This is a genomic window from Bombella intestini (genome assembly GCF_002003665.1).
GTDB lineage: Bacteria > Pseudomonadota > Alphaproteobacteria > Acetobacterales > Acetobacteraceae > Bombella > Bombella intestini.
Genome location: NZ_JATM01000001.1, coordinates 36,210 through 62,584 on the forward strand (window position 1 = coordinate 36,210; position 26,375 = coordinate 62,584).

Sequence of the window (26,375 nt, forward strand, 5' to 3'; positions counted from 1 at the left end):
AGGTAAAACAGGGATTGATGTCACGATGGCTGAAGAGATGCTGCGGTTCGTAAACCGCTCCCAGAAACTTCCGGATAAACGCTCGGCTGCTGAAAGACGGAAGGATTTCGGAGAGATTTACGCCGGCTTCAGCTCGCAGCGGGCGCAGGAGCAGGCGTCCCGTTGTTCACAATGTGGGATCCCTTACTGCACGGTTCATTGTCCGTTGGGGAATGTCATTCCCGAATGGTTGCGTTTGACAACAGAAGGGCGGCTGAAGGAAGCCTATGAGCTGTCTTCCAGCACCAATAGTTTTCCTGAAATCTGTGGTCGCATCTGCCCGCAGGACCGCCTTTGTGAAGGTAACTGCGTCATTCGCCCGGGTTTCAAAAGTGTGACTATCGGAGCGGTGGAACGTTACATTACCGAGACTGCTTTTGCTGAAGGCTGGGTTCTGCCTCGCTTGCCAATTGAGGAAACAGGGCAGAGTGTCGGTATTGTCGGGGCCGGTCCTGCCGGTCTCGCCTGTGCCGAACGACTGCGGGCTGCAGGACATGAGGTGCATGTTTATGAGCGGCAGGAAAAACCCGGCGGCTTGTTGATGTACGGGATTCCGGGCTTCAAGTTGGATAAGAGCGTTGTGGAACGCCGCTGGAAACTGCTGGAAGAGCAGGGGATTATCTTCCATCTGGGGCAGTCTGTTGGGCATGGTGAGGGTGCTCTGCCGTTGGAAGAGCTGCGTCAGCGGCATGATGCCGTGTTTCTGGCTACGGGTGTGTATCGTGCCCGGCAGGTGAAGGGGCCCGGGGCTGGGCTGGCCAATGTGGTGGAGGCTTTGTCTTACCTTAAGGCCTCCCAGACAGAGGATGCAGCCGCCGACCTGACAGCGAAAGGCAAGCAAGTTGTGGTGCTGGGTGGTGGTGATACCGCCATGGATTGCGTCCGCACAGCCATCCGGCAAGGTGCAAAGGATGTGGTCTGCGCCTATCGTCGGGACCGGAACAATATGCCCGGTTCTCGTCAAGAGGTTCTCAATGCTGAGGAAGAAGGTGCTCGGTTCGAGTGGATGCTGACACCGGAGGCCTTCCTTGGGGATGATGTTGTGAAGGCCGTTCGCCTGCGAGAGATGCGTCTCGGTGCAGCTGACGGAGAAGGCCGCCGTGCTGTGGAGCCAACTGACAATATTCGTGACCTGAAGGCTGATCTAGTCATCTGTGCGTTGGGTTTTGAACCCGAAAACCTGCCGGAACTTTGGCAGCAGCCGGACCTCTCCGTGACACGGTGGGGCACGCTGGATGTCTCCGGGAAGGGGCATGAAACCAGCCTGCCGGGTGTATTTGCCGGTGGGGACATTGTCCGGGGGGCGAGCCTTGTCGTCTGGGCTATCCGTGATGGACGCGATGCTGCTGATGCCATCATGAATTATTTGTCGGCCGGGGCTGCCCGTGCTGCAACATCTGTCGAGGAGTGCGTCTGATGTCCACCCTGAATGAAACCACCCATGTGACATCCGCCCCAGAAACGGCACAGGATTTTGTGAAAGCCTATCAGGCGAATGTTGAGCGGCTGGAGGGCTTGTATGATCCAGCGCAAGAGCATGACGCCTGCGGTGTGGGGCTTGTGGCGGCCATGGACGGCAAACCCAGCCGTGCCGTGGTGCGGGCGGGCATCGAGGCTCTAGGCAATATTTGGCACCGCGGTGCTGTTGATGCCGATGGTAAAACGGGGGATGGAGCGGGTATCCATGTGGAAATCCCGCAGAATTTCTTCGAGGATGCCATCCATAATGCGGGCGATTTGAGGATCGAAGGACGCATTTCTGTCGGGATGGTCTTCCTGCCTCGTACGGACCTCGGGGCACAGGAACGTTGCCGCCAGATCATCGAGACAGAAATTCTACGTTTCGGCTATGGCATCTATGGCTGGCGTCAGGTGCCGATTGATACGGCCTGCATTGGTGAGAAAGCCAATGAGACCCGCCCTGAGATTGAACAGATCATGATCCGCAACACGCTGGGGCGTGATGAGGAAACGTTGGAGCGTGATCTTTACGTCATCCGGCGGCGTATCGAGCAGGAGGCGACACGGGCACAGGTGGACTTGTACATCTGCTCCCTGTCCTGCCGCTCCCTCATCTATAAAGGCATGTTTCTGGCAGAAAATCTGACAGACTTTTACCCAGACTTGCTGGATGAACGGTTTGTTTCCCGTTTTGCTATCTATCACCAGCGTTATTCCACCAATACCTTTCCAAAATGGAAGCTCGCCCAGCCTTTCCGTAAGATTGCTCATAACGGTGAGATCAACACGCTGTCCGGTAACGTCAACTGGATGCGGGCGCATGAGACACGGCTAAGCAGCCCTGCTTTGGATGCGCATATGGAGTCCCTTAAGCCAGTCGTGCAGGTGGCGGGGTCCGATACGGCGGCACTGGATAATGTTTTTGAACTTCTGACCTTCGCTGGGCGGAATGCTCCCTTTGCCAAGGCTCTGCTGATTCCGGCCTCAGCCGGGGCGAACTCGTCTTTGTCCGATCGGGCAAAAGCATTTTACCGTTATTGCAATGCGGTTATCGAGCCGTGGGATGGTCCGGCAGCTCTCTGCGGGACGGATGGTCGCTGGGTCATCGCCGGTTTGGACCGTGCCGGTCTGCGCCCCTTGCGCTACAGCCTGACCAAGGATGGGCTGCTGATCGTTGGTTCTGAGACGGGCATGGTGCGTGTACCGGATGAGGCCATCGCTTTGCGTGGGCGGCTCGGGCCGGGGCAAACCCTTGCGCTGGACCTTGATGAAGGCCGCTTCTACACGCCGGATGACGTGCTGGATATGCTGATTAACCGGCAGGATTATGAAAGCTGGATCAAGGATGGCATCGAGGATGTCGGTCCACTGATGGATCAGGTACACGAGCCAGAGGAGATTGACGCTGAATCTCTGCGCCGTCGTCAGCTAGCCGTTAATCTGACGTATGAGGACATGGAAGCTACGCTCCAGCCGATGGTGCAGAATGGTAGCGAAGCTCTGGCGTCCATGGGGGATGATACGCCGCTTCAGGTGCTGTCTCGTCATTATCGGGGGCTGTCTCATTATTTCCGGCAGGGGTTCAGTCAGGTGACGAACCCGCCGATTGACAGCCTGCGTGAGACACGGGCCATGAGCCTTGTGACGAGATTAGGAAATCTGGGTAATATTCTTGCCGAGGAAGCCAGCCAGTGCCAGCTTCTCCAGCTTGCTAGCCCCATCCTAACCAGTGGTGAATTTGGCCGCCTTCAGAAGATGTGTGGCGGACAGGGAGAAACCATTGACTGTACCTTCCCGCTGGCTGATGGCGATGAGGGTATGCGGGTAGCCCTGACGCAGATATGCCAGAAGGCGGAGGATGCCGTACGAGGTGGCTGTGCTCATTTGTTCCTAACGGACGAACACAGCACGGCGGATCGTGTGGCTGTCCCTATGGTGCTGGCTGTGGCGGCCGTGCATGTTCACCTCATCAATCATAGCCTACGGACCTTCACTTCCGTGAATGTCCGGGCCTCGGACGTGCTGGATGTGCACAGTCTGGCCGTCATGGTGGGTGTGGGGGCCTCTACGGTCAACCCGTGGTTGGCGCAGCAGAGCATTGCTGATCGTCTTCGCCGGGGGCTGTTCGGCAAGATGACCCTGCGGCAGGCCATGCAGCAATATCGTAAGGCCGTGGACAAGGGGCTGCTTAAGATCATGTCCAAGGCCGGTATTTCGGTCGTGTCGGCCTATCGTGGGGGCTATAACTTCGAGGCGATCGGCCTTTCTCGTGCGCTCGTGGCTGAGTTCTTCCCTGGTATGGCCTCCCGTATTTCTGGGATCGGTCTGCCCGGTATCGCTCGGAATGTCATCAAGGCGCATAAGCAGGCATGGCAGCCGGTGAATGTATCGCCACTGCCGATTGGGGGGCGGTATAAAATCCGCCCGGGTGGAGAGGCTCATTCCTTCTCGGCTAGCACGGTGCATATGTTGCAGACGGCGGTGCAGGCCAATAGTTACAAGCTGTTCCGCCGCTATGCCGATGCTTTGGAAGCGCAAGAGCCAGTTGCCCTGCGTGACCTGCTAGACTTCCGCTCCAGCGCACGGTCTATTGATGTGGATGATGTGGAAGGCATCACCCAGATTCGCCGCCGTTTGGTTGCGCCGGGTATTTCCCTTGGGGCACTAAGCCCGGAAGCGCATGAGACGCTGGCCATCGCCATGAACCGTATTGGGGCAAAGTCCGATTCCGGTGAGGGTGGTGAAGACCCGGCTCGTGCCACGCCACGGCCCAATGGGGATAATGCCTCCTCGGCCATTAAGCAGGTGGCGTCTGGCCGTTTCGGTGTGACGGCGGAATATCTCAATAACTGTCGTGAGTTAGAGATTAAGGTCGCACAGGGAGCTAAACCGGGTGAGGGAGGTCAGCTTCCGGGCTTTAAGGTTACGGAGCTTATCGCCCGTCTCCGTCATGCCACGCCGGGTGTCACGCTGATCTCGCCACCGCCGCATCATGATATCTATTCTATCGAAGACCTTGCCCAGTTGATTTACGACCTTAAGCAGATCAACCCGGAAGCCACCGTGACGGTGAAGCTCGTAGCTCGTACAGGCATCGGGACCATCGCTGCCGGTGTAGCCAAGGCGAAGGCTGATGCTATCTTGATTTCCGGTCATTCTGGCGGGACGGGGGCGAGTGCTCAGTCTTCCATTTATTATGCTGGTCTGCCGTGGGAAATGGGGCTGAGTGAGACCCATCAGGTACTGATGCTTAACCGTCTTCGTCACCGGCTGAAGTTGCGTGTTGATGGTGGCATTAAGACCGGGCGTGATGTGGTGATCGCGGCCATGCTGGGGGCCGAAGAGTTCGGCATCGGTACGGCGGCTCTTGTGGCGATGGGCTGTATCATGGTGCGGCAGTGCCATACCAATACCTGCCCTGTCGGTGTCTGCGTACAGGATGAGGAGCTGCGGAAGAAGTTTGAGGGCACGCCGGAGAAGGTGATCAATCTTTTCACGCTGATTGCCGAGGATGTCCGCAATATTCTGGCTCGTCTGGGATACCGCTCCCTTGAGGAGATCATCGGCCGGACGGATCTGCTCCATCAGGTTTATCGTGGCTCGGATTATCTGGATGATCTGGACCTTAATGCCCTGCTAGTGCAGGCCGATACGGGTGGCTTTGCCCGTCATTGCACGCTGGAAGGCCGCAATGAAGTGCCGGATACGCTGGATGCGCAGATCATTGCTGATGCGCAGCCATTGTTCGAGCGGCGAGAGAAGCTGCATCTGCATTACATCGTTCGTAATACGCATCGTGCGGTGGGGACGAGGCTTTCCTCGCTTATCACCCGTCGTTTTGGCATGGCCAGCCTGCCGGAAGGGCATCTGACACTCTCTCTGCGTGGGTCTGCTGGTCAGTCCCTTGGGGCTTTTGCCGTGCAGGGGCTGCGTATTGAGGTGGAAGGCGATGCTAACGACTATGTTGGCAAGGGCCTCTCCGGGGCCACTCTAGTGCTGCGGCCCAGCAGTGCCACACCTTGCGCTACGGAGAAGAACTCCATCATCGGCAACACGGTGCTTTATGGTGCAACGGCAGGGGCACTCTTTGCCGCCGGGCAGGCCGGCGAACGGTTCGCCGTGCGGAACTCCGGTGCTGTGGCCGTGGTCGAAGGCTGCGGCTCCAATGGCTGCGAATATATGACTGGCGGTACGGTTGTCGTTCTGGGTAAGGCCGGAGACAATTTTGGGGCAGGCTTTACGGGCGGTACGGCCTATGTGCTGGATCGTGACGGTGATTTCCCGAAACGGGTGAATCACGACACAGTCATGTGCCAGCCTGTAACGGCCCAACGCTGGCAGGATGAGCTGCGTAGCCTTGTGGAGCGGCATGTGCGTGAAACGGGCAGTACCTATGCGGCGGATATTCTGCACCATTGGGAGGATGTTTTGCCGAAATTCTGGCACGTTGTGCCTAAGGATTATGCCCGCATCATTGGCTATGAGGAAGCTGATCTGAGAAGCCTTTCTGCCTGATAACGGACTGTTATCGGTTGATGGGGCGGGCTAGGTGATAAGGCTGTGAAGGAAAAGGGAGTTTTCACAGCCTTCCGGCTTGGCTAGTCTGAAAGGATGATGACATCTTTTCTCACGACACGTTCCTTTGCCCGTCTGCCAGAAGGCGGGCAGGTTTTTGCTCCTGAAGGGGAGGCTGCTGCACCGGTAGCCGCACCCCGCTGGGATCTTTCCGACCTCTACGGCTCACCTGAAGACCCGACCATTGAGTCGGACTTCGTTCGGCTGGAGACTGAGGCCAAAACTTTTGAAACCCGCTGGAAGGGCACGCTAGGCAAGGCTTCCCCGGCCGAGCTGGTTCATGCTCTCCGGGGCTATGAGGTGATTGAGGAAGGGCTGGGAAAGATCGGCTCTTATTCTCAGCTGCTCTTTGCTGCTCATACGACTGACCCCGCCTGTGGCCGTTTTGCCCAGAGCGTGCGGGAGCGTCTGACGGCCATTTCCGCCTATTTGTTGTTTTTCCCGCTAGAATTAAATCGGCTGGAAGATGCTGCCCTTGAGAAAGGCTTCAGCGAAAATGAAGAGCTAGCCTCTTGGAAGCCCTATCTGAGAGACTTGCGGGTGTTCCGCCCCTATCAGCTCTCTGATGAGATTGAGCGTGTGTTGATGGACATGGCGGTCTCTGGTCGGAATGCGTGGGTCCGCCTGTTTGATGAGACCATGGCTGGGCTGATGGTGTCCTTTGAAGGGAAAGAGCAGCCGCTGGGCGATGTCTTTAATTATATGACAGACAGCAACCGGGCGAAGCGGGAAGAGGCAGCCAAGGCGATCAGTGCCACTCTGGCGGCCAATAATAAGCTGCTGGTGGGCATTACCAACACGCTAGCCAAGGATAAGGCAACGACCGACACCATGCGGGGTTATCCTCGCCCCGTCAGTAGCCGTAACCGGGCGAACATGGTGGAAGATGAGGTTGTGGATGCGCTGGTCGGTGCCGTACAGTCATCTTTCCCCCGTCTGTCCCATCGTTATTACAGCATGAAGGCCCGTTGGTTGGGGCTAGAAAAGCTGGAACATTGGGACCGTAACGCTCCGTTGCCTGATGTGCAGGATAAGCGGCTGAGCTGGGATGAGGGTACAGCCATCGTCCAGCGTGCCTATCAGGGGTTTGATGAGGAGATGGGGCGCCACGCTAGCACCTTCCTCAATAATCCGTGGATTGATGCAGCGGCCGTTCCGGGTAAGTCCTCCGGGGCGTTTGCTCATCCGGTTGTGCCTTCTGCACATCCCTACCTGCTGATGAACTATCATGGCCGCCCTCGTGACGTCATGACGCTGGCCCATGAGATGGGGCATGGTATTCATCAGATGCTGGCCGGGAAGAAGCAGGGTTATCTTCGTTCCGATACGCCGCTTACTCTGGCTGAGACGGCTTCTGTCTTTGGTGAGATGTTGACGTTCCAGTCCCTGCTGGATGCGGAGAGTGACCCGAAACGCCGTCATCATCTGCTGGCCTCCAAGGTGGAGGACATGCTGAATACGGTCGTGCGGCAGGTCGCCTTCTATCAGTTTGAAGTGCAGGTGCATGATGAACGCCGCAAGGGTGAAATCTCAGCCGAGCGTCTTGGTGAAATCTGGCGGGACGTGCAGACACGTAGCCTTGGTCCAGCTTTCAATTTCACGCCGGATTATGACCTGTATTGGTCATATATTCCGCATTTCATCCATTCGCCCTTCTATGTGTATGCCTACGCCTTTGGTGACTGTCTGGTGAATGCGCTTTATGGCGTGTATCAGGACAGCCCGGCAGGTTTTGCCGGTAAATACAAGGAGATGCTTGCCGCTGGCGGTACATTGCGCCATCAGGAGCTGCTCGCACCGTTCGGGCTGAATGCTGGTGATCCCTTATTCTGGAATCGTGGTCTGGATGTTATTTCCGGGCTGATTGATCAGCTTGAGGCTGAACCAGCAGCATGAAGATGAAAGCTAGCCTGCACTTTGCAGGCCGGCATATTGCCTAACAGGGCAACAGGTAAGGGTTGAGATTATGGCGCGTGAACGTGACATCGACAGGACGGGCTTTGTCGATAACATGCAGCGTATGTTCCGGGCCTCCAGCATGGTCGGGGGCGTGGCGGCACGTATGGCGGGCCATAAACTGGGATTGCGTAGCAATGCGAACAGCCACGCTGAGGAGTTGCGCCACGTTCTGGGCAATTTAAAAGGCCCAATGATGAAGGCTGCTCAGCTTCTCTCAACCATTCCCGGTGCCTTGCCGGATGAATATGCCGAGGAACTGGCCCATCTTCAGGCCAATGCGCCGCCTATGGGTTGGAACTTCGTCCAGCGGCGCATGAGGGCCGAGTTAGGGCCGGGGTGGGAAGCCCGCTTCCGCTCATTCAGTCACGAGGCTGTAGCGGCGGCGTCATTGGGGCAGGTGCATCGTGCTGCTTTGGCTGACGGGCGGGAGGTGGCCTGCAAGCTGCAATATCCCGGTATGGTTGGGGCTATGGAGCAGGATCTCAAGCAGTTAAAACGAGGGCTGGGTGTGTTCAGCCTCGTTGGTAATGCTATCCGGCAGGATGAGGTCTATGCCGAACTTGCCGAACGGATGCGGGAAGAGCTGGATTACACACGGGAAGCCAGCCACCTGAGGCTCTACAGGCTCATGCTAGCGGATGTGCCGGAGGTCACCGTGCCCGCTCCTGTATCGGGGCTGGTCACAGGGCGGCTATTGACGATGGACTGGGTGGACGGACGGTCCATGAAGTCTGTTCTGGAAGAGCAGCTACCGCAGGAGGAGCGTAACGCTATTGCGATTGCGCTTTTCAAAGCGTGGTATAAGCCCGTTTATCATTATGGGGTTGTACATGGTGACCCGCATATGGGTAATTTCACCGTGCGGCAGGATGGTGGTTTGAACCTGCTTGATTTTGGGTCGGTGCGTATTTTCTCGCCCCGTTTTGTTGGGGGTGTCCTCTCTCTCTTCGCTGCCTTGCGCGATGGTGATGAGGAGCGCGCTTATGAGGCTTATCATGATTGGGGCTTTAAGGATATTTCACGGGAGCGGGCGGCTGTTCTCAATGAGTGGGCACGCTTCTTTTACCGTCCACTCATGACGGATGAAGTCTGCAATGTGGAAGAGAGCAACAATCCGCAGGAAGCTCGCAAGGTGCTGGAAAATGTTTATGAAGGGCTGAAGCGCACCGGTGGCATCACGTTACCGCGGGAATTCGTCATGCTAGATCGCTCGGCCATTGGGCTGGGTAGTGCCTTCCTGCGGCTGGGGGCACGGGTGAACTGGCACCGGCTCTTCATGGAACTGACGCAGGATTTCAATGTGGAGGTGCTGGCCGCCCGGCAGAAGGAAGCCTTGCAGAAAGCGCAGGTACAGCCTGCCCGATAAAAGAAAGGCCGGACGGGGCATCCTGTCCGGCCTTATTCTCTATTAGAGCGCAAGGAACTTAGCGGAAGAATTTGCTCAGCAGCCCGCTGCCGATTTCCTGAATAACGTCCTGCTGAAGTGTTTTGCCAAAGTTGGCAAAGCCGCCACTCTGTTCAGAGGAACCTTCACCGCCGGATTTCTCACCGAGGTGACTAACAAGCCCAGCCAGCTGGCCAACGAGGTCTCCCGCATGGCCCTGACCATTCTGGAAGATGGAGGCTATTCTCTGGAGGCTTTCCGCCCATTCACCAGCCTGTGTATCCCCATTCTGGGAAGCGTCCTGCATCTGGCCGATCAGCCGGTCAATCAGCTGGAAGGCTTCCTGCGCTGTGTTGCGGAACTGCGTGTAGCTCTGCTCGATCTTTTCGATATCCATAAGGGTCTAACCTTTTCGAGGCGTGGGGCCTTTATAGGCCGTCAAGAGGTAGGCCAATGGTAAACGACCTCTCAAAAACTGTCAGTCTTTTTATGTAGAATAGGTCGTCAAAAGACGTGGTATCACTTTTCCCGGCACTGGCATCTTGTGGTAGCAGGAAAATGGTTCCATTTAGGGCCCATGGCAGTCTCTTCGTCGTCTCGCAAAAAGAAAAAACCGGTTGCACCTCGCCAGACGGATTTTTTCCCTGAAAAACAGCCCGCCAAACCGAAGATCAACCGGTTTGTCGTGAAGTCCGATTACGAACCTTCCGGGGATCAGCCGCAGGCAATTGCCGCCTTGCTGGATGGGTTGAAGGCTGGGGAGCGGGACCAGGTGCTGATGGGCGTAACAGGGTCTGGCAAGACCTTCACCATGGCCAAGGTGATCGAGGCGGCGCAGCGTCCCACGCTCATCATGGCCCCCAACAAGACACTGGCAGCCCAGCTCTATAGTGAGATGAAACAGTTCTTCCCCGATAATGCGGTGGAATATTTTGTTTCCTACTATGATTATTATCAACCGGAAGCCTATGTGCCCCGCTCGGATACCTTTATTGAGAAGGATAGCCAGCGTAACGAGCGCATAGACCGGATGCGCCATGCCGCTACACAGGCCCTGCTGGAGCGTAACGATGTTATCATCGTGGCGTCTGTGTCCTGCATTTATGGTATTGGCTCGCCGGAATCTTACGCCCGTATGAAGATACGTCTCGTACCGGGGGAGATCATCGACCGGGACGATCTGATCCGCCACCTAGTGGAGCTGCAGTATCAGCGGAATGATCTGGCTTTCGAGCGTGGGTCATTCCGGGTGCGAGGGGAGCAGGTGGATATTTTCCCCATCCAAAACGAGGATAGGGCATGGCGTATCATGCTCTTTGGGGATGAGGTGGAAAGCATCACCGAGTTCGACCCGCTAACAGGCGAGAAGACGGCTGATCTGGAAGAGGTTAGCCTCTATGCCAGCTCCCACTATGTGACGCCCCGGCCTACGCTTAATCAGGCGATGGTCAGCATCAAGGATGAGCTGCAGGAGCGAATTCGTTATTTCAAGGATAAAGGCAAGCCGCTGGAGGAGGAGCGTATTCTCCAGAGGACTAACTTTGATCTTGAGATGCTGGAAACGACAGGCGTCTGTAAGGGGATTGAGAACTACTCCCGTTATCTTTCTGGCCGCCGCCCCGGTGATCCGCCGCCAACCTTGTTTGAATATTTGCCAGAAGATGCCCTGCTGATCGTGGATGAAAGCCATGTCGGTGTGCCGCAGATTGGTGGGATGGAGCGGGGTGACCGTGCCCGTAAGGAAACGCTGGCGGATTTCGGGTTCCGTCTTCCCTCCTGTCTGGATAACCGGCCGCTGTCTTTTGCGGAGTGGGATGCCTTCCGGCCGCAGAGCATCTTCGTGTCCGCCACGCCGGGGGCGTGGGAGATGGAACAGACGGAGGGCGTTTTCGCCGAGCAGATCATCCGTCCGACCGGCTTGATAGACCCCATCACCGTCATCCGGCCTGTAGAAGGGCAGGTGGATGACCTGCTGCATGAGGCCAAGGCGACCATTGCCGAGAATGGCCGTGTGCTCGTCACGACCCTGACCAAGCGCATGGCCGAGGACCTAACAGAATATCTCTCCGAGCATGGCGTGAAGGTCCGGTACCTCCATTCCGACATTGATACGCTGGAGCGCATGGAGATTATCCGGGACCTGCGTCTGGGTGCCTTTGATGTTCTCGTGGGCATCAACCTGCTGCGTGAGGGGCTGGACATTCCTGAATGTGCCCTTGTGGCGATTCTTGATGCGGATAAGGAAGGCTTCCTGCGCTCCCGTACCTCTCTGGTGCAGACGATTGGCCGTGCGGCCCGTAACGTGAATGGCCGTGTCTTGCTCTATGCGGACAAGGAGACGGACAGCCTGCGTTACGCCATCGAAGAAACGGCTCGCCGTCGGGAAAAGCAGATGGCTTGGAACGAGGCACACGGCATCACGCCGCAGACGGTTCGCAGCCGCATTAGCGACACGCTCTTTCAGGAAGAGCTGGCAGGCAAGGAAGCCCCGCCAGAAACCGACCCGCAACTCACTATTGACGATTTGCGTAAGAAAATGCGTGAAGCAGCGGCTGAGTTGGACTTTGAACAGGCCGCAGCCTTGCGGGATGAGATTCACCGGCGGGAGGCCAGCGACATTGGCCTTATCGCTCCGGCCCCGGCGGCGGCTCCGCAGACTAAGACACGCAAGACGACCAGACGAAAAAAGAAGGACTGACCATGTTGGAACTCACAAGAGACGGGCAGCGCCTGACCATTCTGCCAGAGACGGGGGCCGCCCTTGGCCAGTGGCAGGTGCATGGTCATGATATGCTCCGTCCGGTCGCTAATCCTGCTCTGCGGAACCAGAAGGGGGTTGCCGTAGGAGCTTATCCGCTCCTGCCTTACGTCAACCGTATTGCCGAAGGGCATTTCTCTTTTGGAGGAGAGGAATACAGGCTTACCCCTAATATGGAGGGCTGCCCGCACCCCATTCATGGTAATGGCTGGGAGCACGAATGGCAGATAGCGCATAAGACGGACAGCCATGCCATCCTGACATTTGATCATGTCCCTTCTGATGAGGCAGGCCGTGGAGAGTGGCCCTACGCCTATCGGGCTGTCATGTCCTACGAGTTGCGGGCCGATGGGCTGTATGTTTCCATCGTGATTAGAAATAGCGACAAGGTCGATCAGCCGGTCGGATTGGGGTTTCATCCTTTCTTTCATTCGGAGGCCGGTTCTAACTTGAAGTTCGCAGCGGACTCGGTCTGGCTGACGGACGATAACGGCCTGCCGATTGAAAAGAAGGCTTGTGAAGGCGAGTGGGATTTCTCCAAGGGGCAAGCCCTTGAGGGGCGAGTACTGGATAACGGTTTTACAGGCTTTGGGGGACATACCCGGCTGGAGCAGCCCGGTGGCGTGCCGACCTTGACGGTGGAAGCAGATTCCATTTTCTCGCATCTGGTTGTCTTCTCCCAGCCGCAAGAGGGCTATGTAGCTATTGAGCCTGTCACGAGCATGACGGATGCTATCAACCGGCCGGAGATCGCTGGACGTGGTGTGCATGTGTTGGCACCGGGGCAGAGTTTTGGCGGGATGATTCGCTTTCATGCGGAGGCAGCACGCCGTCCGGCAGAAGGCTGAGCTTTATGGCGACAGAGAAAATTGCCCTGCACCGTTATCTATCGCCGCAGGGTGCGGCTCGGATGCGGGCAGAGTTGAAAGAACTGACCCAGAAGGAACGCCCGCAGGTTGTGGAGATCGTCTCATGGGCGGCGAGTAATGGGGATCGCTCGGAGAATGCGGATTATCAGTACGGCAAACGCCGCCTGCGGGAGATCGACCGGCGCATCCGTTTTCTGACAAAACGGCTGGATCAGGCTGTGATTGTGGACCCGGCAGGCCAGACTAATCGGAAACGTGTCTTCTTCGGTGCTACCGTCTGCTATGCAGATGAAGAAGATCGGCATTATACCGTGACGATCCTTGGTGTGGATGAGGCCCGGTTGGAGCATGGAGAGGTTAGTCTTCAAGCTCCGGTAGCCCGTGCCCTTATGAAGGCCGCTGTGCATGATGAGGTCACCATGCAGACACCATCTGGACCCGTGCTTGTGGAAGTGCTGTCCATCGCCTATCCAGAACCGGCCTGATATGGTGGTGTATTAAAAAACCCCTGCGGTCCTGAACTGCTTTTGCGGAGTTATTTTCATGGTTCAATCATCTCCCTCCCGGCGTCGTGTTGCAGTGCAGATGGACCCGTTGGAGGATATCAATATTGATGGTGATTCCACGTTCGCCTTGATGCTGGAAGCACAGCGTCGTGGGCACGAGCTGTATGTGTATCATCCCACCACCCTCTCCTTGCTGGAAGGGAAGGGCACGGCGGGCCGTCTTCAGGCACGGGGCCGCAAGGTGAGCGTGCAGCGGAAGAAGGGCGATCATGCCGCTTTTGGCCCGGAAGAGGTGCTGGACCTTGGATCATTTGATGTCGTGCTGATGCGGCAGGATCCGCCTTTCGATATGGGCTACATCACGGCTACTCACCTGCTGGAGCATATTCATGGTACGGGTGAGGGGCAGGCCCTCGTGGTGAATGATCCGGTTTCAGTACGCAACGCCCCGGAGAAGCTGCTCGTTACGCATTTTCCTCAGTTGATGCCGCCTACTTTGGTCACATGGGATAGAGAGGCGATTGTTGCTTTCCGGCGGAAGCATAAGGACATCATCCTGAAACCGCTTTACGGCAATGGTGGAGCGGGCATCTTTCGGGTGAAGGAGGATGATGAGAATTTCTCCTCCCTGCTGGAGATGCATTTCTCCCAATCTCGTGAACCGCTGATGGTCCAGCGTTATGAGCCTGCCGTGCGACTAGGGGATAAGCGCATTATTCTTGTGGATGGCGAGCCGATCGGGGCGATCAACCGCATTCCAGCGCAGGGTGATGCCCGCTCCAACATGCATGTTGGCGGCCGTGCCGAGCGTGTGGAGCTGACGCAACGGGATAAGGAAATCTGCAAAGCGATCGGCCCTTATCTTAAGGAGCATGGCCTGATCTTTACGGGTATTGATGTGATCGGGGATTGGCTGACCGAAATTAATGTCACATCCCCAACGGGCCTTCAGGAGCTGGATCGCTTCGATGGCATTAATAGTGCTGGGATGATCTGGGATAGCATCGAAGGTCGGCTTGCCTGATACGGTTCGATAGTTATGGAAGAGTGGGGAGCCCGGCATTGCCGGGCTTTCCGTTTTTTAGGGGAACGTGGCTCCTTCAGTCGTGGCGTTTATCGTCCGGTTTTGTGGTCTCATCGTGAGGCTGTTGCGTTGTCTCGGTGGGGTGACTGTCTGTTTCCCCTGATGAGGGATAAAGATTGTCTCTGAATGGAATTGGCACGCCATCGGAGAAGTAGCCATTCTCTACTTTTGCCCCTTTGGGGAGCTTGTCCCGGGTAAAACGGTTTACAAGCCAGGGAAGCAGTTTCTCATGATAATAGACGACATAAAGGGCTATCCAGAAGAACAGACAGAGAAGGGCTAGTATGAGGTTAAGGTGCTTCATTATGTAATCCAGCTATGAGGTCTGGTCCTGCATATGGCAGGTAAACCAAATTTTTTCGCATAATATCGTCTGTATGCCTTGTCAGCAAAGGGCGTTGGGGGGCAAGAAAGGGGCGGACTGATTGGTATCAGTAGCGATAAGGCTCCCCGCTTTGTTGGGGGCAGACTGTTGAGGCTGCATTTTCATGGTGTCTTCCCTTAAACCCCGTTCTTCTCTTGATGCGGATAGCGTGCGTGACGCCTATCGCCGCTGGGCCCGTATGTATGACAAGGTTTTTGGTGGTGTATCTGCCTTCGGGCGTCGGCGGGCTGTGGAGGCTGTCAATGCTCTCCCGGGAACGCGTGTGCTAGAGGTCGGGGTCGGGACAGGGTTGGCATTACCCTCCTATAAGCCAGAAAAACACATTACGGGAATCGACCTTTCGGAAGACATGCTCGCTCTCGCACGGGAGCGAGTGAAGCGGGAAGGTTTGCGTAATGTAGATGAACTTATGGTGATGGACGCCGAGAATACCAGCTTTGCCGATAACAGTTTCGATATTGCTGTCGGTATGTTTGTGGCCTCTGTTGTGCCTCATCCAGACCTGCTGCTGGCGGAGTTGAAACGGGTCGTCAAACCCGGCGGACACATCCTTTTCGTCAATCATTTCCTTGCCCGTGGTGGTGTCCGCCTGAAGGTGGAGAAGATCATGGCTCGTGCCTCTCGTGCATTGGGCTGGCACCCTGACTTTGCCATTGAATCTCTCCTTCCACCGGAAGATATGGCCCGTGCGACCATTACCCCCGTACCACCTGCCGGACTTTTCACCCTCGTGACATTGCCTCCTGAGGAGACTAAGTAAGGTAAATCATCGCCCTGTTGATGAAGGGCGGTATCCCATGAATGTAACAGGCTGGCAGAATAGAGTGACTTCAGGGCCGTTATTCCAGAGAGCATCTTCATTCCATCGTGGCGGGAGTGGCGGGGCATTTTTCCTGCTGGCACTCTTTGCCGGTATGTTAGGCGGCGTTATGGGGTTGCCTTTCTTACATGTGCATCCTTCGGCGGGTGTTGTTGTCTCCCATGCCGTGTTGATGACATTTTATGTTGTCGCTCCTGTTTTTCTTGGTGGTATGGCCCAGTGGTTTTTGCCTGACCTGCTGAAGGGTGAGGGTATGGCCCTGCCTTCTGCTACTCGCATCGGTTTCGGTGTGCTGGCAGTAGGGGCGTTTCTGCTGCCTGTTATGCCGTATGGAGGGCTGGCACTGTGGAGTATCGGCGTGTTGGCTCTGGCCTTCAATGTGGTGGCCACCGTGCTGGAAATGCGCTCCATTCCTTTCCGTAGCTTCCCGCCGCTGGTTTGGGCCTTTCTGGCTAATGCCCTTTCCATGCTCGTGATTGCTCCTGTTCTGCTGGCTTTCCTGCTACGGGGCGGCTTAGCCGGTGCTGGGCCTGATGCTCTGCTGAGTGTCCTGCGTGGCACTGTGGAAATGACCCTGTTAAGCGTGCCTTCACTCGGTATCATCATAGCTGCTCTCTTGCCGAAACAGACGGAGCAGGGCTGGGTGCCCCGGTGCGCTCCTTATGCTTTTGGTATCATGGGATTGGTGCCTGTCTTGTTCTGGGCAGATCATTTGTTCGGTGAACTCCCATCTTCTGCTTACAAGGCAAGCCTAACGGTAGGTCTGGTTCTTCCTTGTCTGGCTCTGTTAGTGGCGTTTGCCCGAGACCTCTGGCGTGTAGCGTTGCCTTCCGGTCCTGCTGCGGGCTGGGCCTCTGGTGGGTTGGTTCTACTGCTTGCCGGCTGGGCAGCCATGCTGACGGAGCCGCTTTGGGCAGGGGGGAGTGTACAGCCCGGTGCTTTCATGTTGGGTGCAGCAGGGCATCAGTTGGTCATGTTCGGTAGTTTGTTGGCCTTGAGTGCCGCATTCTATGGCTGGTGCGGGGTGAGGCTGGCTTCTCATGGACGGTTTTTTGCCGTCTTTGGCATGGCTCATGCGCTGGTCACGTTTGCCGGCGCACTTTGCTCGGTCCTGCCGCAGTTGGTTTTGCCCGCCACCCTGTTGATGGGGGGGAGTCTCCTCATGTTTGCTTTGCCCGCCGGGATGGTGTGGTATGGTATGCTCGTTGAGCGGGCCCAAGAGGTAACGGGACTTCTTCGTAAACAGTAAGGCGTTTTTCCATGCAGGCATCATCTAGCCTTTTGGCATCTCCACTGGCCCGTTTTCTGGGAGTGCTGCGTGTGGAGGGGCATGATGGTGATGCTGCTTTGCAGGATTGGGTAGCTTTGCTCAAGCCACGGGTGATCTCGCTCGTGGTCTTCACTGGGCTGGCTGGTATGGCCGTAGCCCCGAAATGGCCGTCCGTACCGGTTGGATTAGTCATTATCGCTTGTATCTGTATCGGTGCTGGTGCCGCTGGTGCCATCAATATGTGGTATGATCGCGATATTGATGCGATTATGAAGCGTACTCGTGTCCGCCCCGTGCCCGGTGGGCGGGTGGAGCCAACCAGTGCGCTGGTTTATGCAGTTGTGTTGTCCGTAGCCTCGGTCGTGCTGCTCTGGCTGGCGACTAATCTGTTAGCAGCGGGTATTCTGGCCTTTTCCATCTTCTTTTATGGTGTGATCTACACCATGTGGCTCAAGCGCAGTACGCCGCAGAATATCGTGATTGGCGGTGCCGCCGGGGCCTTTCCTCCCATGATCGGCTGGGCCGCTACGATGGGGTCGCTGGATGTGTTGCCGGTTGTGATGTTCGCCATCGTCTTTTTATGGACGCCTCCGCATTTCTGGTCGCTCTCGCTCTATGCCTGTAAGGATTATGAGAGCGCAGGTATTCCTATGCTGCCAGTCGTGAAGGGGGCTCGGCATACACGTTGGCAGATCGTTATCTATACCTTTATTCTCGGGGCAGTGTCCCTTGTGCCTAGTGTGGTTGGGCAATGCGGTTGGTTTTACACGGTATGCGCTAGCCTGCTGGACCTCGGCTTTATTTATTATGGTTTGCGGGTTCTGTTCGATAAGCAGGATGATAAGGGGAATAGCCTGACGAAAGATAAGCCAGCTCGGTATGCATTTCGCTATTCGCTTGCTTATTTGTTTTTTCTTTTCTGTGGCCTTCTGATTGATCGGGTTCTTCTAGCATGAGCGATCACAACATTCCTTCCCGCCGTCAGGGACGTCTCTTTGGTATTGTTCTAGGGCTTTCCTTCTTTACGCTGGCTCTGTTCGTAGTGGCGTTGTATCGGCTGTAACATTGGTCTGGTGACCACAAAAAAAACCGCCTCCTACTCCGATATGGACGTAGGAAGCGGGGTTTTTGTTATCGGGAGAGGCAAACCCCTCCCGATAAGGGTACTGATTACCCAGCCTGCTGAATAGCGGAGAGGATCCAGTTGCCCCGGCCATCAGCACGGAGGAACGTCCAGAGTTCCGTTACCGTCTGGCGTTCGGTCTTGCTGCCATCCAGAACATTGCCCATGCTGTCAGTGGTGACATCAATAGCAGAGTATTGCAGAGCGACCGTGGCATAAGTGACGGTGCCTTCCCGCCATGCTTCGGAGAGGTCGCCACGCAGGAACTGAACATCAGAGACGATGTTGCGGGCACCACGGCTTGTCAGCTCGGAAAGCTGGTTGTTGAAGTAGCTGACCATTTCTGGCGTAGCCATGCGCTGGAGGGACATCATGTCCTGTGCGCTCCATGCGGCCTGAATGTTGATCAGGAGCTGCTGGAAGGCACTGTAATCGTCAGGTGTCAGGGTCACCTCCTGTGAAGGAGCCTGCTGTGGCTGGTTGGAGAAAGGAGAAGCCCCACCAGCAGCACCAAACATGCCGGAGCTACCAGTGCCGCCGGATGAAGTGTTGTTAGCAGACCGCTTCCGCCAGAATTTGATGATCAGATTGATGATGAAAGCGACAACTAGCACCTGAATGATGAAGCCGAAGAAGGAGCCGCCCCCTCCACCAGCACCGCTAAAGCCGCTGAAGAAGCCATGCCCGCTGAGCATTCCGAACAGGCCGGCACCAAGGAAGCCGCCAGCCAGTCCCGTCAGGAAGGGATGACGCATGGCAAAGGGAGGACGTGCGCTGCTGCCGAAAGCGGGAGCCGAACGGCCAAAGCTGCTTTCTGGTGCGGGAGAGGAATAGGACGGCGTCCGGGGCGTCATGCTGCGGTCCATTGGGCGGGTCCAGTTGGGTGCAACACTGGTGCGGGGTGGTGGCGTATAGGTACGGGAACCACGGCTACCCATGGAGGACCCCATGCCTGCTCTGGCATCGGCCGCCGGGGCGAGGGCAAAGAGCGGCAGACAGAATGCTGCCGTTGCAAGAGGAAGAAGACGAATACGCATAATCTGGTCAATCTCCAGCAAGACTCATCTGGTCAATACGGATGGTCGGGGCATGATGGCCCATCATCAGGTTGATGTCATTGGCGGGAATGAGCCGCGCAAACATGTCAAGTAGATTGCCGGCCACTGTAATGCCTGAAACAGGTTCGGCAATCTCACCATTGCGGATCATGAAGCCTGATCCACCCCGGCTGTAATCCCCTGTTAACATGTTGATGGCACTGCCCATCAGTTCAGTGATGAGCACGCCCTCTTTGATATCATGTCTTAGTTCTTCAGGGGAGTGCTGGCCTGCATGAAGGAGGAGGTTGGACGTGCCGGGATGAACACTTCCCCCGCCGCTACGGTTGGCCCGGCCATTACTGGCGGGTAAGCCCAGCTTGCGGGCGCAGCGGCTGTCCAGCAGCCAGTGATGGAGCTGCCCATCCTCCACAAGGTTGAGAGGCCGGCCGGCTGTACCTTCTCCATCAAAGGGGCGGGAGCCGGCAAGACGTGGCAAGGTCGGGTCATCAGTAATGGTGATGCCCCGGCTGAAGACAGCGTGGTTCAGCTTGTCCTTGAGGAAAGAAGCCTCCTGTACGATGGCAGACCCGTTAATTGCCCCGGCAAGATGGGCCAATAGGGAGCCAGCCACACGGGGGTCGAATAAAACAGGATAAAGGCCTGTTTTCGGTCGTGTGGGGTTTAGTCGGGCGAGGGCACGGCGGGCCGCTTCGTGACCCAGTTGGGCGGGATTTTCAAGGTCCGCCTGATGCACGGCACTATGGAAGGCATAGTCACGTTGCATCTGTGCGCCTGTCCCGGCCAGAACGCTGATGCCATAACCGTGGCCACTGCGCTGATACTGCCCGGTAAAGCCCGCACTGGTAGCAAGAGCAACATCGTGCAGACTTGTGCTGGCGGAGGCCCCGCTGCTGTTGGTAATGCCATCATGCGAGAGGGCGGCTTCTTCCATGTCCTGCGCCTTGCTCAGCAGGGTCTCCATACTGGGCGGAGTGGCCGGGTCAAGGAGATCAAGCGTTGCAATAGCGTTGGCCGGAACGGGAATGAGGGGCTGGGCAGCTAGACCATCATCCGGTGAAGGGGGCACGACCTTTGCCATGGCGCAAGCCCGTTCTGCCAGTTGGGAAAGGGCTTCTGGGGTTAGGTCGTTGCCTGCAACCGTAGCCACACGGCCTTCATGGAAGACCCGCAGCCCGAGGGATAGGCTTTCAGCATGGCGGATGCCTTCGGCCTTGCCTTGCCGTATCATGGCGGAACGGCTCTGCCCACGAATGACCACCGCATCAGCCTGATCGGCCCCATGCTGGCGGGCGAGTTTTAGGGCATCATCAAGGTGGGAAAGAAGGCTGGTCATGCGGATTTCAGTGCGGCATGAATGGCATCCGGCCCGGGAATGTTACGGGCTGGCCCCATTGTTGTCAGGGTCGGTGCGCCATTGAAGATGGTTCGGGCGGTGGCGAGCACATCTTTTTCGGTGACGGCATCAATCTTGCGGATCATATCCCCTGTGGAGATGATGCGGTCATGCACCTGAATTTGGCGGGCAATCTGGGCGCAGCGGCTGCCCGTGCTTTCCAGCGACATGAGGAGAGATGCTTTGAGCTGGGTGCGAGCACGATCCAGCTCCTCCTTGCTGATGCCATTCTGAAGGTTGCGGAGTTCGTTCAGGGCAGCGGGGATAAGCTCATCCGTTTTGTCTGGCCCTGTACCGGCATAGATGCCGAACATGCCGCTATCTGCGAACGGGCTGGCAAAGCTGTAAACGCTATAGACCAATCCCCGCCGTTCCCGGATTTCCTGAAACAGGCGAGATGACATGCCGCCACCCAGCAGGGTGGAGAGGATCATCGCACTGTAATAGCTCTTTTCCCGATAGCCGGGGGCTGGAAAACCCATGAGGATATGGACCTGATCCAGCTTGCGCTCTGTCTGCTTTAGTCCGCCGACATAGCGACCCGGTACGGCTTGTGGGGGCGTATGTGTGGGTAGGTCTGCAAAATGGGTACGGACGAGCTCGACCACATCATCATGATGCAGATTACCTGCCGCAGCGATGACCATGTTCTGCGTGCTGTAATGCTCGTGCATATAGGCCATCAGTGTTTCTCGGCTCATGCTGGCAATGCCATTTTCTGTGCCGAGAATGGGGCGGCCCATGGGCTGGTCGGGATAGGCACATTCCTGAAAATGGTCAAAGACGATGTCATCCGGCGTATCATTGGCCTGACCAATTTCTTGAAGAATGACACCACGTTCCCGCTCCACTTCCTCCGGCAGGAAGGTGCTGTGGGTGAGGATATCGCCGATCAGGTCCACACCGAGGGGCAGGTCATTTTTTAGAAGTTTGACGTAATAGGCCGTGTTTTCTCGTGCTGTATAGGCATTGAGATAACCGCCCACATTTTCGACTTCCTCGGCAATGCGGATGGCAGAGCGGCGTTTTGTTCCCTTGAAGGCCATATGCTCAAGAAAATGGGCAGCCCCGTTGGTAGCTTCGCTTTCATGACGGGTACCAGCTGCAACATAGGCCCCGAAAGAGACGGTTTCGACACGCTCCATCCGTTCCGTCACGATGTTGAGGCCATTTTCAAGAGTCGTACGTCTGATCTGTTCGCTCATGCAGTTCTGTGTGTCCATTCTGAAAGAAGAGGCTGAGGTGCCTGCAATATGGTGTGTCGGGGGTCTTTTTCCAGCCCCTGTTGCCCAGAGGGAGGAGGTAGGGATGGAAAAGGGGGACAGCCCGGCAAGGCTACCCCCCTTTATGGTGCCTGATCCGTCAGGCCTATGTGGTCTGGCTGTCCCGATGTTTGCGAACAGCCGCCTTGACCTTTTCGAGGTTGTTGGGGAGGACCTCATAACGCTCCTTGCGGGAGAAGAGGTCTGCTAGATGGGGTGGCAATTCTGGATGAATGCCTGTGGCCTTCTTCACGGCATCGGGGAATTTGGCTGGATGCGCCGTAGCTGCGGCAACCATCGGTGTACCCGCCTCACGGAAGCGGTGCCCTGCCGCCAGCCCGATCGCTGAATGAGGATCGGCCAGATAGTGGCTCTCGGCGAAAAGCTGCTTCATCGTGGCGGTTGTCTGCTCGTCGCTCAGAGCAATACCGTGGAAGGTCTCACGGATTTGCTCCCAAGCATCGTGCGGTACGGCCATGCAGCCTGTCTGACGGAACTCCTCCATGATGGCCCGGCACCGGTTGGGGTCACGGCCCAGCATTTCGAACAAGAGACGTTCAAAATTGGAGGATACTTGAATATCCATGGAGGGCGACAGGCTGGGTTCGACCTTCCGCTTGGTCATGTCGTTATTGAGCAGGAAGCGGGTAAGGATGTCATTCCTGTTGGAACCGACACAGAGATGGTCGATGGGCAAGCCCATTTGGCTGGCAGCCCAAGCGGCGAGGATGTTACCAAAGTTCCCGGTCGGTACGGCAAAGGAGACCGGGCGGTCCGGCCCACCAAGGGCAAGGGCAGAGCGCACATAGTAGGGGATTTGCGCAGCAATACGGGCCCAATTGATGGAGTTAACGGCGGAGAGGGAACAGTCCGTACGGAATTTTTCATCAGCGAACATGGCTTTGACCATGTCCTGACAGTCGTCAAAGTCACCTTCTACGGCGATGTTGAGGACGTTATCCTCTAGCACGGTGGTCATCTGACGCCGTTGGACGTCCGATGTCCGGCCATAGGGATGGAGGATGACGATGGAGACATGTTCCCGCCCACGGAAGGCTTCGATGGCGGCGGACCCTGTGTCGCCCGATGTTGCGCCGACAATGGTAACGTGGCGGTTACGCTGTTTCAGTACATATTCGAAGAGGCGGCCAAGCATCTGCATGGCCATATCTTTGAAGGCCAGTGTCGGGCCGTGGAACAGTTCCAGCGAGAAGAGGCCGTCTTCCACTTCCACCAGAGGCGCTACAGCAGCGTGGTCGAACTTGCCGTATACATCCCGTGCCATGGTGCGGAGCGTTTCACGGTCTATGCTGCCCTCGGTGAAGAGGCCAATAACTTCCGCCGCTAGGTCGGCATAGGAGAGGCTACGCCAGCTAGTCAGGGTCTCACGAGGGATGTGTGGCCAGTGGTCGGGCATGTAAAGCCCGCCATCGTCAGCCAGACCGCTGAGCAGGATATCGGAAAAGTCGGGGGCAGCGGCATCCAGTGTGCCGCGGGTAGATCGATAACGCATAGGCCTCACTATAACACCGAAATGTCATCAGGGCAGGGTAATTTCCAGTAGATGCTGGTGATTGGTTGCGGAAGCAGGATTTGCACCGTTTGTTGGTGCTGTAGGCTCTGTCAGAATAGCCAGCTTCTCTTGTGCGCCTGTGCGGCCTTTGAGTAGGGAAATGGCCTGCGCATCGTAGAGTCTGTCATCATGAAGAAGACGCCAGGGCAAACGGTCGGCACCGAAGGCTAAGAGGTCTCCGTGGTCAATATCGACCATATAGAGTGTGTCATCCCGGGTGATGGCCATACCACCTAGGCTAGGGGTCCGCCGCCAGTTCGTCATAGCCTCTATGCGCTCAGCCGGACCGAGGCTAGAATCGGTCAGGATAGTGGTGCCGATTCGGTAAAGTGGTCCTGTCGGTGTCTGATAGAACAGCCAGTTCTTGCTATGGTCCAACAGAAGAAAATGCACGTTGCCGCCCGTTCTGGACTGTCCCTGTGCGGTGGTGACAGGCTGCCCGTGGCGTATGAGGGGGGCGTGACTGCTTAGAGAAGGAGCTCCCTCTAGCAGGCGTTCCGCATGTCCGCTTTGCAGGTCGATGACGACAAAAGCTGGGGCGCCATCATCCACCAGAAAGGCCTTATTGTCCGTTACCTGAAGGGCTGAAATATGGCTACCAACCGCCAGAGCGGAGCCAAAACCGATATGGTTGAGGATGACCCCTGTATCTGGTGCGATATTCAACAAAGCAGGTTTGGGGGCTTGCGTTACGGCCCAGAGACCTTGGGCTGTAGCTGTCAACGCTGTGATGGGGGGCAATTCATCCATCAGGATGGTGAGGTGCCCATCCACGGGGTCTAGCCTGTAGAGCTTACCAGTCACGCCTAAGGCAAAGGGGGAGCCATCTGGGAGTGAGCTGAGCGAGGCAGCTAGAGGTAGGCTTAGCTCATGCTCGGCAGTGATCTGAGCCTGCACATGGGCATCCTGCCATGGGCGGTCCGCTCTGGCGGCAGGGCTGAGCCCCAGAAAAGCGGCCGATACGATGAAGGCTGAAGTCAGCAATGAGGACAGACGTATTTGCATGGCAGGTATCTGGGGACTTTGGGAGCGTTTTGCAAGTTCCCTTCGGTGGGGACGGTTTGGATGCTGGGGGTATGGAAGAATCAGGGCCAGCAGAAAACCCGTAAGTGGTGCTGTGAAAGCCCATAGGAACAACCCATCCAACCCATTTAGTAGATAGGCTGCTGTCAGACCGCAGGGGGGTAGAAGTAAGCGAAGGTATTTTTGTAGCGCATTAGCAGGGGGAAGGTGGCAGGGATTCCGCCGCCTGTGAGCCGGAAGCTGGTTGAGATAGAGAAGCCAGATAATGGTCCATAGGCTCATGAGAATGAGGGAAAGGATCATGTTGACCTCTTGTAAATAGGCCGGAGAAGAACAGACAGACAGGCTATCCCGATGCCAGTTGCTAGGGCATCCACAGCACTGAAGAGGAGGGGACGGCCTGTGTGAAAGGGGCGTGTCAGCAGGTCTAGGCCTGTGGTGCCTACCCCCAGTATAGCCAAGAGGGCAAGTTGCCATGTAGCAGCGCAGCGGGACACGCAGGCATGGAGTAGGGAGAGGCCCCAGAGGCCAAAGAACAGACTTTCTTCCCATAAGAGAGAGGGAAGATCAGAAGGTGCCGGCAGGCGTGTACTCCAGAACAAGGCCAGCGTTGCTAGAGGCAGCCCCACAATGGTGGCGGTGGTGAGGGCGGAATAGCCCTGCTGAAGACTTCGTTGGGCTAGGGAAATCGTGGAAAGATGGATGATGCTGTTTTGTTCCGATTGAAGAAAAAGGATCATACCGGAACCGATGATGATGCAGCCTAGTAGGCCGCTGAAACAGTAGAACCATCGTGTCGCCAGCCCCGCCCAGCGCAGATTATGCAGCCCTAGGACAACACTGTGGAGGGTGGGGCAAAGGGAGCGGGCGGGTATGGTGGTATGTGTGGCGGTTAGAGCCTGACGCTGGAGGCAGAAATGTAAGTTGTCCGGCGCATAAAGGCTGAGGTCGTGGCCTGTTTGCATAAAGAAGCCCTCGGCCACGGTGCCCCATTGCTGCTGTCCGGCTCTAGCCAATGTGGGCAGGGTGTCCGCAGGGATGGAGAGAGGAGCGGCACTCTGGGCCTGATGACGGCTGGCATGGCCGGGTGGATGATGTGGGGGGCTGGCAAGCTGAAAAAGCTTTTGTGCCTGTAGAACTGTACCTGACAACCCAATGACAAACAGGATGGGCAAGCTAAGTGTTCCACCCAGTAGGTGGAGGTCTAACCAGCGACGCTGACGGGCAGCGTGGGGGCGGAAGAGCAGCAGGTCCGGCAGAAAACGGCGGAGCTGGAGCCAGAGGCCAGTGAGCAATGTGGCGAGCAACGCAGTGCCAGCGACTACTATCACGACCTGCCCCCACGGGGTGGGTAAGTAGAGGTGGCTATGCAGAGTAACGAAAAAAGTACCACCGGGAACGTCTCTGCTGGGCAGAGGGAGGCCGGTATCGGGCGCAAGGGCAGGGCCAAGGAATATATGGCCGTCATAATGCCAGAGACGGAAAACGGGGTCTCGGGGAGAGGGCAGCCTTAGAAAGGTAAAATGGCCTGCGTTAAGCTGTTCTTTTAGCCTCCGTCCGGCTTCGGTTAGGCCGGATGAGGTCATGGAAGGTAAGGGGGCGTGTAGAGTCGTGCTAGGTTGCATCCAGTCCTGTATTTCGGGTGAAAAACAGGCCAGAGAGCCGGTGAAGCAGAGGATGAAGAGGAAGACTCCAGCCGGGAAGCCAATCCAGCGATGGAAAAGACGCAGGATGGAACGGAGGCTGGGGGACATACGGGTACGGCATCTTAATATTAATAATTATTCTCATTTCCTACTGTTCGTTGAGGCGGCTGTAAATGGGAAAGCT

At 56.7% G+C, this 26,375-nt stretch carries 19 protein-coding genes; 11 read left to right on the top strand and 8 right to left on the bottom strand.

The genetic code is table 11. The features are described 5' to 3' along the window. The first annotated feature begins 25 nt into the window (after nucleotides 1-25). The 4 genes from AL01_RS00210 to AL01_RS00225 all read left to right on the top strand — a co-directional run bounded on the left by AL01_RS00210 (nucleotide 26) and on the right by AL01_RS00225 (nucleotide 9,400). Nucleotides 26-1,456, top strand: coding sequence for an NAD(P)-dependent oxidoreductase (locus AL01_RS00210; protein WP_077395816.1), 1,431 nt, complete (start codon nucleotides 26-28; stop codon nucleotides 1,454-1,456). Continuing rightward, entirely contained in the window at nucleotides 1,456-6,015 is a 4,560-nt protein-coding gene (gene gltB, locus AL01_RS00215; RefSeq protein ID WP_077395282.1) for a glutamate synthase large subunit, read from the top strand. Before AL01_RS00210 ends, gltB begins: the two co-directional genes overlap by 1 nt. 99 nt (nucleotides 6,016-6,114) lie before the next feature. Beyond that, entirely contained in the window at nucleotides 6,115-7,971 is a 1,857-nt protein-coding gene (locus AL01_RS00220) for a M3 family oligoendopeptidase (protein ID WP_241502671.1), read from the top strand. 70 nt (nucleotides 7,972-8,041) lie between these two features. Further along, on the top strand, nucleotides 8,042-9,400 hold the full coding sequence (locus AL01_RS00225; protein ID WP_077395284.1) for an ABC1 kinase family protein: 1,359 nt from the start codon (nucleotides 8,042-8,044) through the stop codon (nucleotides 9,398-9,400). 58 nt (nucleotides 9,401-9,458) lie between these two features. Here the strand turns inward: AL01_RS00225 and AL01_RS00230 are convergent, their stop codons facing one another. Continuing rightward, complete coding sequence (locus AL01_RS00230) at nucleotides 9,459-9,815, bottom strand: hypothetical protein (protein WP_077395285.1); 357 nt, start codon at nucleotides 9,813-9,815, stop codon at nucleotides 9,459-9,461. Between the two features lie 180 nt (nucleotides 9,816-9,995). On the opposite strand from AL01_RS00230, the gene uvrB reads away from it, so the two are divergent. The 4 genes from uvrB to gshB are packed head-to-tail and all read left to right on the top strand — an operon-like array spanning nucleotide 9,996 to nucleotide 14,575. After that, nucleotides 9,996-12,116 (top strand): excinuclease ABC subunit UvrB, encoded by a 2,121-nt coding sequence (gene uvrB, locus AL01_RS00235; RefSeq protein ID WP_077395286.1) that lies wholly within the window; start codon nucleotides 9,996-9,998, stop codon nucleotides 12,114-12,116. Between the two features lie 2 nt (nucleotides 12,117-12,118). Then, on the top strand, nucleotides 12,119-13,024 hold the full coding sequence (locus tag AL01_RS00240; RefSeq protein WP_077395287.1) for an aldose 1-epimerase: 906 nt from the start codon (nucleotides 12,119-12,121) through the stop codon (nucleotides 13,022-13,024). Between the two features lie 5 nt (nucleotides 13,025-13,029). Beyond that, nucleotides 13,030-13,530 (top strand): transcription elongation factor GreB, encoded by a 501-nt coding sequence (greB, locus tag AL01_RS00245; protein WP_077395288.1) that lies wholly within the window; start codon nucleotides 13,030-13,032, stop codon nucleotides 13,528-13,530. Nucleotides 13,531-13,588: 58 nt separating this feature from the next. Continuing rightward, nucleotides 13,589-14,575 (top strand): glutathione synthase, encoded by a 987-nt coding sequence (gene gshB, locus AL01_RS00250; RefSeq protein WP_077395289.1) that lies wholly within the window; start codon nucleotides 13,589-13,591, stop codon nucleotides 14,573-14,575. Nucleotides 14,576-14,651: 76 nt separating this feature from the next. Here the strand turns inward: gshB and AL01_RS00255 are convergent, their stop codons facing one another. After that, nucleotides 14,652-14,939, bottom strand: a complete 288-nt coding sequence (locus tag AL01_RS00255) for a hypothetical protein (RefSeq protein WP_077395290.1) — start codon at nucleotides 14,937-14,939, stop codon at nucleotides 14,652-14,654. Between the two features lie 184 nt (nucleotides 14,940-15,123). Between AL01_RS00255 and AL01_RS00260 the strand changes: the two genes are divergently transcribed. The 3 genes from AL01_RS00260 to AL01_RS00270 are packed head-to-tail and all read left to right on the top strand — an operon-like array spanning nucleotide 15,124 to nucleotide 18,066. Further along, nucleotides 15,124-15,780 (top strand): class I SAM-dependent methyltransferase, encoded by a 657-nt coding sequence (locus AL01_RS00260; protein ID WP_077395291.1) that lies wholly within the window; start codon nucleotides 15,124-15,126, stop codon nucleotides 15,778-15,780. A 37-nt stretch (nucleotides 15,781-15,817) separates the two neighbouring features. Beyond that, on the top strand, nucleotides 15,818-17,089 hold the full coding sequence (locus AL01_RS00265) for a heme-copper oxidase family protein (RefSeq protein ID WP_077395292.1): 1,272 nt from the start codon (nucleotides 15,818-15,820) through the stop codon (nucleotides 17,087-17,089). An 11-nt stretch (nucleotides 17,090-17,100) separates the two neighbouring features. Next, complete coding sequence (locus tag AL01_RS00270) at nucleotides 17,101-18,066, top strand: heme o synthase (RefSeq protein WP_077395293.1); 966 nt, start codon at nucleotides 17,101-17,103, stop codon at nucleotides 18,064-18,066. Nucleotides 18,067-18,280: 214 nt separating this feature from the next. Here AL01_RS00270 and AL01_RS00275 read toward each other — a convergent pair whose 3' ends face one another. From AL01_RS00275 to AL01_RS00300, 6 genes are all read right to left on the bottom strand, one after another. After that, the gene (locus tag AL01_RS00275; protein WP_077395294.1) at nucleotides 18,281-19,270 is read right to left on the bottom strand and encodes a Tim44 domain-containing protein; all 990 of its coding nucleotides are present in this window, start codon (nucleotides 19,268-19,270) and stop codon (nucleotides 18,281-18,283) included. A 7-nt stretch (nucleotides 19,271-19,277) separates the two neighbouring features. Next, nucleotides 19,278-20,627 carry a TldD/PmbA family protein gene (locus tag AL01_RS00280; RefSeq protein ID WP_077395295.1) on the bottom strand — a complete coding sequence of 450 codons (1,350 nt, stop codon included), beginning with the start codon at nucleotides 20,625-20,627 and terminating at the stop codon, nucleotides 19,278-19,280. Continuing rightward, nucleotides 20,624-21,892: a M16 family metallopeptidase gene (locus AL01_RS00285; RefSeq protein WP_077395817.1), complete on the bottom strand. Its 1,269-nt coding sequence runs from the start codon at nucleotides 21,890-21,892 to the stop codon at nucleotides 20,624-20,626. The genes AL01_RS00280 and AL01_RS00285 overlap by 4 nt, the downstream gene beginning before the upstream one ends. A gap of 163 nt (nucleotides 21,893-22,055) precedes the next feature. Then, nucleotides 22,056-23,462 carry a threonine synthase gene (gene thrC / locus AL01_RS00290; protein WP_077395296.1) on the bottom strand — a complete coding sequence of 469 codons (1,407 nt, stop codon included), beginning with the start codon at nucleotides 23,460-23,462 and terminating at the stop codon, nucleotides 22,056-22,058. A 27-nt stretch (nucleotides 23,463-23,489) separates the two neighbouring features. Further along, nucleotides 23,490-24,848: a hypothetical protein gene (locus AL01_RS00295; RefSeq protein WP_077395297.1), complete on the bottom strand. Its 1,359-nt coding sequence runs from the start codon at nucleotides 24,846-24,848 to the stop codon at nucleotides 23,490-23,492. After that, nucleotides 24,845-26,299, bottom strand: a complete 1,455-nt coding sequence (locus AL01_RS00300; protein ID WP_077395298.1) for a PepSY-associated TM helix domain-containing protein — start codon at nucleotides 26,297-26,299, stop codon at nucleotides 24,845-24,847. The genes AL01_RS00295 and AL01_RS00300 overlap by 4 nt, the downstream gene beginning before the upstream one ends. Between the last annotated feature and the right edge of the window lie 76 nt (nucleotides 26,300-26,375).

Coding starts and splice junctions, on each gene's coding strand:
- AL01_RS00210 (WP_077395816.1), top strand. CDS start 26: ATGGCTGAAGAGATGCTGCGGTTCGTAAACCGCTCCCAGAAACTTCCG.
- gltB (WP_077395282.1), top strand. CDS start 1,456: ATGTCCACCCTGAATGAAACCACCCATGTGACATCCGCCCCAGAAACG.
- AL01_RS00220 (WP_241502671.1), top strand. CDS start 6,115: ATGACATCTTTTCTCACGACACGTTCCTTTGCCCGTCTGCCAGAAGGC.
- AL01_RS00225 (WP_077395284.1), top strand. CDS start 8,042: ATGGCGCGTGAACGTGACATCGACAGGACGGGCTTTGTCGATAACATG.
- AL01_RS00230 (WP_077395285.1), bottom strand. CDS start 9,815: ATGGATATCGAAAAGATCGAGCAGAGCTACACGCAGTTCCGCAACACA.
- uvrB (WP_077395286.1), top strand. CDS start 9,996: ATGGCAGTCTCTTCGTCGTCTCGCAAAAAGAAAAAACCGGTTGCACCT.
- AL01_RS00240 (WP_077395287.1), top strand. CDS start 12,119: ATGTTGGAACTCACAAGAGACGGGCAGCGCCTGACCATTCTGCCAGAG.
- greB (WP_077395288.1), top strand. CDS start 13,030: ATGGCGACAGAGAAAATTGCCCTGCACCGTTATCTATCGCCGCAGGGT.
- gshB (WP_077395289.1), top strand. CDS start 13,589: ATGGTTCAATCATCTCCCTCCCGGCGTCGTGTTGCAGTGCAGATGGAC.
- AL01_RS00255 (WP_077395290.1), bottom strand. CDS start 14,939: ATGAAGCACCTTAACCTCATACTAGCCCTTCTCTGTCTGTTCTTCTGG.
- AL01_RS00260 (WP_077395291.1), top strand. CDS start 15,124: ATGGTGTCTTCCCTTAAACCCCGTTCTTCTCTTGATGCGGATAGCGTG.
- AL01_RS00265 (WP_077395292.1), top strand. CDS start 15,818: ATGAATGTAACAGGCTGGCAGAATAGAGTGACTTCAGGGCCGTTATTC.
- AL01_RS00270 (WP_077395293.1), top strand. CDS start 17,101: ATGCAGGCATCATCTAGCCTTTTGGCATCTCCACTGGCCCGTTTTCTG.
- AL01_RS00275 (WP_077395294.1), bottom strand. CDS start 19,270: ATGCGTATTCGTCTTCTTCCTCTTGCAACGGCAGCATTCTGTCTGCCG.
- AL01_RS00280 (WP_077395295.1), bottom strand. CDS start 20,627: ATGACCAGCCTTCTTTCCCACCTTGATGATGCCCTAAAACTCGCCCGC.
- AL01_RS00285 (WP_077395817.1), bottom strand. CDS start 21,892: ATGAGCGAACAGATCAGACGTACGACTCTTGAAAATGGCCTCAACATC.
- thrC (WP_077395296.1), bottom strand. CDS start 23,462: ATGCGTTATCGATCTACCCGCGGCACACTGGATGCCGCTGCCCCCGAC.
- AL01_RS00295 (WP_077395297.1), bottom strand. CDS start 24,848: ATGATCCTTTCCCTCATTCTCATGAGCCTATGGACCATTATCTGGCTT.
- AL01_RS00300 (WP_077395298.1), bottom strand. CDS start 26,299: ATGTCCCCCAGCCTCCGTTCCATCCTGCGTCTTTTCCATCGCTGGATT.